At 36.4% G+C, this 7,079-nt stretch carries 8 protein-coding genes; 4 read left to right on the top strand and 4 right to left on the bottom strand.

Annotation, left to right across the window (positions count from 1 at the left end; translation table 11 throughout):
* Positions 1–24 precede the first annotated feature (24 nt).
* Positions 25–408, top strand: a complete 384-nt coding sequence (locus tag RGQ13_RS17590; protein WP_348391028.1) for a hypothetical protein — start codon at positions 25–27, stop codon at positions 406–408.
* A 57-nt stretch (positions 409–465) separates the two neighbouring features.
* Here RGQ13_RS17590 and RGQ13_RS17585 read toward each other — a convergent pair whose 3' ends face one another.
* Positions 466–2,367 carry an ATP-binding cassette domain-containing protein gene (locus tag RGQ13_RS17585; RefSeq protein WP_348391027.1) on the bottom strand — a complete coding sequence of 634 codons (1,902 nt, stop codon included), beginning with the start codon at positions 2,365–2,367 and terminating at the stop codon, positions 466–468.
* Between the two features lie 75 nt (positions 2,368–2,442).
* On the opposite strand from RGQ13_RS17585, the gene RGQ13_RS17580 reads away from it, so the two are divergent.
* On the top strand, positions 2,443–2,634 hold the full coding sequence (locus RGQ13_RS17580) for a YheV family putative zinc ribbon protein (protein ID WP_348391026.1): 192 nt from the start codon (positions 2,443–2,445) through the stop codon (positions 2,632–2,634).
* An 11-nt stretch (positions 2,635–2,645) separates the two neighbouring features.
* Here RGQ13_RS17580 and RGQ13_RS17575 read toward each other — a convergent pair whose 3' ends face one another.
* Positions 2,646–2,879, bottom strand: a complete 234-nt coding sequence (locus RGQ13_RS17575; protein WP_348391025.1) for a SlyX family protein — start codon at positions 2,877–2,879, stop codon at positions 2,646–2,648.
* A 267-nt stretch (positions 2,880–3,146) separates the two neighbouring features.
* On the opposite strand from RGQ13_RS17575, the gene fkpA reads away from it, so the two are divergent.
* Complete coding sequence (gene fkpA, locus RGQ13_RS17570) at positions 3,147–3,905, top strand: FKBP-type peptidyl-prolyl cis-trans isomerase (protein WP_348391024.1); 759 nt, start codon at positions 3,147–3,149, stop codon at positions 3,903–3,905.
* Positions 3,906–4,075: 170 nt separating this feature from the next.
* Here fkpA and rsd read toward each other — a convergent pair whose 3' ends face one another.
* Both rsd and RGQ13_RS17560 read right to left on the bottom strand, forming a co-directional pair.
* A complete protein-coding gene (gene rsd / locus RGQ13_RS17565) occupies positions 4,076–4,543 on the bottom strand; it encodes a sigma D regulator (RefSeq protein WP_348391023.1) in 468 nt (155 codons plus the stop codon).
* Between the two features lie 162 nt (positions 4,544–4,705).
* Positions 4,706–5,575 (bottom strand): S1/P1 nuclease, encoded by an 870-nt coding sequence (locus RGQ13_RS17560; RefSeq protein ID WP_348391022.1) that lies wholly within the window; start codon positions 5,573–5,575, stop codon positions 4,706–4,708.
* A gap of 355 nt (positions 5,576–5,930) precedes the next feature.
* Between RGQ13_RS17560 and hemE the strand changes: the two genes are divergently transcribed.
* Positions 5,931–6,998: a uroporphyrinogen decarboxylase gene (hemE, locus tag RGQ13_RS17555; RefSeq protein ID WP_348391021.1), complete on the top strand. Its 1,068-nt coding sequence runs from the start codon at positions 5,931–5,933 to the stop codon at positions 6,996–6,998.
* Positions 6,999–7,079: the final 81 nt, after the last annotated feature.

Genomic DNA, 7,079 nt, shown 5'->3' with positions numbered 1-7,079 from the left:
CCCTTTTTTATAGGAATAAGAATAATGAAAAAAATAATAATATCATTAGCTGCAGGTTTGGTTATTGGCTATGGCGTATCAACTGCAATGGAAAATTCTGAGATTACAAACTTGGAAGCTGAAAATGTTAAGGCACAACAGCAAGTTGCAAAGTTATCGGAACAGTTGTTAGCGGCACAAAAGCAGCCGAAACAACCAAAACATGCTTCTCGGATAGCACAACGTACTAAACCTAAAACTTTATCAAGTGGTGGTTTGAATAAATCTTCAAGAACTAAAGAGCAGATGCTTGCACAACGAAAGCAAGCGATGGAACGTATGCGAACTCAGCAGCTTACTGCGCAAAAAAATATTACTGAACAAGCCAAAAACCAAGTTAAAACTCTAGACAATGGTACGGTGTTGTAGGAAATACTAGGGTCAGAGTCAGGTTATTTTTAATAACCTGACTCTGACCCTACTTTTTTAGCCGTTAACGATTTCTTCTATTTGCTCTTCAAGTTCCATCCACTGTTCTTCTGCTTCTTCAAGTTGTGGTTTGATTTTTCCTTGCTTGAGCATTAACTCATTTAATTTTGCTTTGTTTTCTGCTTCGTAAGTTTCAGGTAATGCCAACTCTTGCTCAATTAGTTCGAGTTCTTGTTGCCATTTTTCAACTTGTTTCTCAAGTTTATCCGCTTGCTTTCTTAACGGAGCTGCTTGCTTTCTAAGTTCTGCTTGTTGGCGACGTTGCTCTTTTTTGTCTACTTTGTCAACGTTTACATTGGTTGATTTTGTTTGTGCTAATGCAGATTTTTTATCATCATCAAGCCACTTTTGGTAGTCATCAATATCACCATCAAAGCTGTCCACTTTACCGTTACCAACAATGTAGAATTCATCAACACATGATTCTAATAAGTAGCGATCATGAGCAATTAATATGATGGCTCCAGCAAACTCTTGTAGTGCTAGTACGATAGCTTGGCGCATTTCTAAATCTAAATGGTTGGTTGGTTCATCAAGAAGTAATAGCTGTGGCTTTTCTAATACGATCAGCGCCAATACCAAGCGAGCTTTTTCGCCACCAGACATGGTGTTAATTACATTAAGAGCTTGCTCGCCACTGAAACCAAAACGACCTAAGTAATTTCTAGCTTGAAGCTCTGTAAAGTCAGTTTTCGCCAGCATGATTTGATTGATTGCGGTTTCATCCATGCGCAATTGTTCAAGTTGATGTTGAGAGAAATAACCAATCGTTAACTCTTGCGCACAAAAACGAGTACCATTTTGTAATTTTAACTCACCTGCTAACGACTTAATTAGCGTTGATTTACCTGCACCGTTTCGGCCTAATAATCCAATGCGGCTACCAGGAACTAAATTTAAAGTCACATCTTTAAGTATAATTGCGTCTTCAGAGTAACCACAGTCTGTTTGTTCTAACGATAATAGCGGATATGGCATATAACCCGGATTATCAAAACTGAAGCTAAATTGGCTGTCTACGTGCGCAGGCATTAAGTCAGGTAATTTCTCTAAACGCTTTAATCTCGATTGTGCTTGTTTGGCTTTAGTCGCTTTTGCCCTGAAGCGGTCAACAAATGAAGTTAAATGTTTTACTTCTCTTTGTTGCTTCTGATACATCGCGTCTTGTTGCGCAAGTTGCTCGGCTCTTTGACGTTCAAAGCTACTGTAATTACCTGAGTATAATTTTGCTTTTTGATGTTCGATATGTAGGATCTGGCCAATAACATCATCTAAAAAGTCTCGATCATGAGAAATGAGCACAAGGGTACCATCAAAGCGTTTTAACCAACGTTGCAGCCATAAAACAGCATCTAAATCTAAATGGTTAGTTGGTTCATCAAGTAATAGTAAATCTGCTCTACTTATTAGTGCTTGCGCTAAGTTTAAGCGCATACGCCAACCACCAGAAAAACTGCTAACACTATTATTAAGCTGTTCTTGCATAAAACCTAAGCCGTGTAGCAATTCACTGGCTCTTGCCGGTAAACTATAGCCGTTTATCACATCAATTTTGTTTAATAGGTATGCTTCTTGGCTACCGTCATCATCACTTCTGGCTTGTTCCAATTGAACTTCAAGTTGACGATATTCAATATCACCATCCATTACATAATCTAAAGCACTACAGTTTAATGAAGGCGTTTCTTGTTTAACTGTGGCGATTTTCCAGGATTTTGGCATATCTAAAATACCACTATCTATTGATAACTGGCCTAGAAATGCTGCAAATAGCGAAGATTTACCACAGCCATTAGCACCAACAAGGCCAACTTTATGACCCGGATGAATGGTAAAGCTTGATGATTTTATTAAAGTTTTTAAACCTCGGTCGAAACCAAGTTCTGATGCCAGAATCAAGTTAGTATCCTTCGCTATATTTAAAGTTATTTTAAAGGTAAAATGGCTACTTTAGTTTAGCTGTTAATTAATTTTATGAAAAAACGATTTATTGCTGGTGCAACCTGCCCAAAATGTAATGCTATGGATACCTTAGCGTTAACCAAAGAACACGGTGTTGAAAAAGTTACCTGCGTTAGCTGTAATATGGAAATGACCCAACCTGAAGAACAAGTTGAACCTGAGGTTCGCAGCGAAGAACAGGTGATAGGCGTTTTCAAGCCGTAAGCATAACCTCCTTAATAATGGGGTGGAGGAGTTTCATCTTCTACCCGGCCTACCTCAGGAGTATTCATATCTTTAACTCGTTGACCGATAAGCCTTAGTTGCTCATTTACACCAGTAAGTAGTTCATGATGAACGGTAATTTCATTGTTAAGTTGCTCAATCAAGTCGTCTTGAAATGCAATTTTTGCTTCTAAGTTGTCAACACGCTCTAATAATGTTGCTATTTGTTGTAGCTCTATAGTCATAATAATGCCTTAATATATCTGTCGGCATTATCGCTAAATAATCCATTGCGTTAAAGTTTAATTACCAAATAGATCAAATTATCCCCTTTAAATGGTAAAAAATACCTCCATATCATTAATTAAGTCTATTTTTTGAGACTATTGTACATTTTAGGGGCTAGGTTTTTATCTTATTTGCCGCTAATATATGGTGTCTTTTTAATTATTAAAATTTAATGTAATAGGGGTTTTCTCCTTTTATGTGGTACTTATTTTTTGGAGAAAAAAATGAAATTTATCGTTAAACCAACTTTGGTAGCAGTTGCTGTAATCGCATTAATGGGCTGTAACCAAGAAGCAGAGAAAAAAGCTGCTGTACTTGAAACTGAAGATCAAAAACAATCTTATGCTTTAGGTGCTTCGATTGGTAGTTACATGAATAACAACTTAACTGAACAAGAAAAGTTTGGTGTTGTTTTAGATAAAGAATTATTAATGGCTGGTTTTACTGAAAGCTTAAATGGTAGTGCACAATTAGAGCAAGAAGAAATTCAACAGCTTCTAATGGCTTTAGACCAAAAAGTGAATGAGAAAAAACAAGCCCAAGCAACAATTGATAACGAAAAAAGTTTAGACGCGGGCAAAAACTTTTTAGCTGAAAATGCTAAAGTTGAAGGCGTTCAAACTACAGAGTCTGGTTTACAATACCAAGTGATCACTGCTGCTGAAGGTGCAAAACCAGCTGCAACTGATACTGTAAAAGTTCATTACACAGGTAAATTAATTGACGGTACTACATTTGATAGTTCAGTTGATCGTGGCGAGCCGATTGAGTTCCCATTAAACCGTGTAATTAAAGGTTGGACTGAAGGTGTTCAATTAATGAACGTTGGTTCTAAGTACAAGTTTGTTATCCCTTCAGAGCTTGCATATGGACCTAACGGTACTGGCCCAATCCCAGGCAACGCGACACTAGTATTTGAAGTTGAATTAATAGATATCGTTACTCCTGCAGCGCCAGCTACTGAAGAAGCTGCTGCTCACTAATTAAATACAGGATGTATTTATGCTGAACTATCATGGATGATTCTCGTTTCAGTATCTAGCATGTATTGCAGAAAAAACGAGGCATTAGCCTCGTTTTTTTATATAAACTTGTCGATACTTAATAGTTCCTAGTTCCTAGTTCCTAGTTCCTAGTTCCTAGTTCCTAGTTCCTAGCTATGCTTAGTATAAAGCGCTTCAATTAACTGATCTTCAAGTTCAAATCTATCTTCTAAAAATTGCCCCAACGATGATAAGCTTTGATCAAAGCTATCTAAAATTTCATCAGAGTTAATCTCTGCGTATTTATCGTTAAAAGTGAGACCGAAATCTGTAGTTTTTGCAATGTTTGGATAAATCCGCTGTGCTAATGCTAGCGAGTTTGGCCCATTTTTTTTACATTGAGCAACTACTTGATCAAAAACTTCAAAATGGCCCGCTGACATATAGTCCATCAAAAGTTGGCAAAAGGACTTAATATCATTTCGATTGGGTAAGGCTTTATCGGTTTGTTCAAAAGGAGGTAACCCAGCTAATTGGCAATAACCAACTAGAACATCTTGACGCTCAGTTAACCAGTTGTCGATGGCAGATAATGAACCGCCCCATTGTTGTTGTGCTTGTTCTAAACGACTTAGCATTGTCCCTCCGGAATTCGTTGCGAAGACTATGAGATTAACTATATAACACTGAATTTTAATGGGAATTGCAACATTTATTTTACAATTAAATTAGAGCTCAAACTCAAAAGTAACAATTGAAAGGGAACATTTTTTTATAAGCGTATATTTTTATTAAATAAATTATAAATGCTCGGATAAAAATAAATTTAGTCTAATTGCAGCAAGTTTAATTTGAGTTTTCAATATTGGTTGATTTCGACTGTAATATGATTGATCAAACATTATTGCCTGAGAAAGAGGTTGGCACATTGCATTGCTATTATTTTCACTGCAATAGCCTATTGATTTACTTCGGGTAATTTTTAGGGATTGATTTGCCCAGTTCATAATGTTTTTCTGATTGAGTAAATCTATTTCATCGTTAGATAAAGAAATATCTAAGTTACTTAACAAATCTTTTTTGGATGATTTATTTAACAGACATCTATCCCAAACTTGATGTAAGTTTCTGCACTGATGCTTGTTCGAATTTATTTTATCGATTACTTTAGTTTTATTACCACCAAGATCAGATTTAAAACTTACATGCAGAGGTTGATGAATATCTCCTATCCAATGAGCGAGAAAAAGCAGAGCTGTTAGTTTATATGCAGGGTAGGTTTGTTCTTTAAATTGTTGCTGATGGTATTCAATCGCAGAAATTATGCAATTCCCTCGACAGTCATCAACTTCAACTTTTGACTGTTCTCTGCCGACATTTAAATAATGCCAACTATTGAATGATAAAAATTGCTCATCATTTCGTATTGCATCAGCCCAACTGCAAGCATCAGCGAAAGTAACTTCTGTGTTAGATGATCGATTTAAATAGGCATTTAATTGATGTTTTTGTTCAACTGGAAAATGATTAGTTAATTTTGTTAATGCATTTTGTTGAATTGAAGAAAGGTTTTCGAAAGCAAGCTGGCAAACTAGCCAATGGCCTTTACTACCAAGGGCATAAATATTAGCGCTAAAACACAATATAAAAAGTATAAAGATCAGCCGCATCTATTTGCATCCCTTATTCAGACTAGGTTCTAGTATAGTTTATGTAAGTATTTATTTTATTAGGGAAATAAAAAGGCCTTATCAAAGATAAGGCCTGAAATGCTCGCTGTATGGTCTAGTTGAACTAGCTTCTTATTAGTTATTCTTTAAAGCTTGTAAAGTTTATAACAAAGCATTTTCTATTGTGCAACACTTTTTTACAATTTAATCCAAAAAAGACTTTTAACTTTCGCTTAACCTTTAGCCAACATTGTTTTTAAATTTGAGATAAAGTTTGCCCTAGATCATAGTAACTGTGAGTAACTTTGGGTAGAATGGCGGCCATAATTATTTAACAGCATTTCAAGTATTAAAAATGACAACATTAAAGAATGACACTTATTTAAGAGCCCTTTTACGCCAACCTGTTGATTACACTCCTGTTTGGATGATGCGTCAAGCAGGTAGATATTTACCTGAGTATAAAGAAGTTCGTAAAGATGCAGGCGACTTTATGGCTCTGTGCCGTAATACTGAACTTGCTACAGAAGTGACAATTCAGCCATTACGTCGTTTCCCGTTAGATGCAGCCATTTTATTTAGTGATATATTAACAATTCCTGATGCTATGGGATTAGGGCTGTACTTTGAAACCGGTGAAGGTCCTAAGTTTGAACGTCCAATCACTTGCGCTGCCGATGTTAAAAAAATTGGCCATCCAGATCCTGAAGGCGAATTACAATATGTTATGAATGCAGTGCGCTCTATTCGTAAGGAACTTAAAGGTGAAGTACCTTTAATTGGTTTCTCAGGTAGTCCGTGGACACTTGCTACTTATATGATCGAAGGCGGCAGTTCGAAAGCATTCACAAAAATTAAAAAAATGATGTTTAGCGATCCACAAACATTGCATTTATTACTTGATAAATTAGCTGACTCAGTTATTTCATACTTAAATGCACAAATTGCTGCTGGTGCACAATCTGTGATGGTATTTGATACTTGGGGTGGCGTACTTTCACCAGCGATGTATAAAGAATTCTCATTACAGTATATGGCAAAAATCGTTGACGGTTTAACCCGTGAAAATGAAGGTCGCAAAGTGCCAGTGACGTTATTCACTAAAAATGGTGGCATGTGGTTAGAATCTATTGCTGCTACAGGTTGTGATGCTGTAGGCCTTGATTGGACTATTAACATTGAAGACGCTAAAGCTCGAGTAGGTGATAAAGTTGCATTACAAGGTAATATGGACCCTTCAATGTTATACGCACCTAAAGAGCGTATTGAGCAAGAAGTGCAAACTATATTAAACGGTTTTGGTGATACTGGTACAGGCCATGTATTTAACTTAGGTCATGGTATTCACCCTGATGTGAACCCAGAACATGCAGGTTATTTTATTGATGCAGTCCACAAATTTAGTAAACCATTTCATAAGTAAAAGATGAGATGAAATATAAATAAGAGGAGCTTCGGCTCCTTTTGTATTTTAAAATGGCTCCAAGCTCCAAGCTCCAAGCTC

The organism is Thalassotalea psychrophila (genome assembly GCF_031583595.1).
Lineage (GTDB): Bacteria > Pseudomonadota > Gammaproteobacteria > Enterobacterales > Alteromonadaceae > Thalassotalea_A > Thalassotalea_A psychrophila.
The sequence above is the reverse complement of the archived record's forward strand: the minus strand, read 5'-3'. Positions and strand labels throughout refer to the sequence as shown.

Coding starts and splice junctions, on each gene's coding strand:
- RGQ13_RS17575 (WP_348391025.1), bottom strand. CDS start 2,879: ATGACTATAGAGCTACAACAAATAGCAACATTATTAGAGCGTGTTGAC.
- RGQ13_RS17560 (WP_348391022.1), bottom strand. CDS start 5,575: ATGCGGCTGATCTTTATACTTTTTATATTGTGTTTTAGCGCTAATATT.
- rsd (WP_348391023.1), bottom strand. CDS start 4,543: ATGCTAAGTCGTTTAGAACAAGCACAACAACAATGGGGCGGTTCATTA.
- fkpA (WP_348391024.1), top strand. CDS start 3,147: ATGAAATTTATCGTTAAACCAACTTTGGTAGCAGTTGCTGTAATCGCA.
- RGQ13_RS17580 (WP_348391026.1), top strand. CDS start 2,443: ATGAAAAAACGATTTATTGCTGGTGCAACCTGCCCAAAATGTAATGCT.
- RGQ13_RS17590 (WP_348391028.1), top strand. CDS start 25: ATGAAAAAAATAATAATATCATTAGCTGCAGGTTTGGTTATTGGCTAT.
- hemE (WP_348391021.1), top strand. CDS start 5,931: ATGACAACATTAAAGAATGACACTTATTTAAGAGCCCTTTTACGCCAA.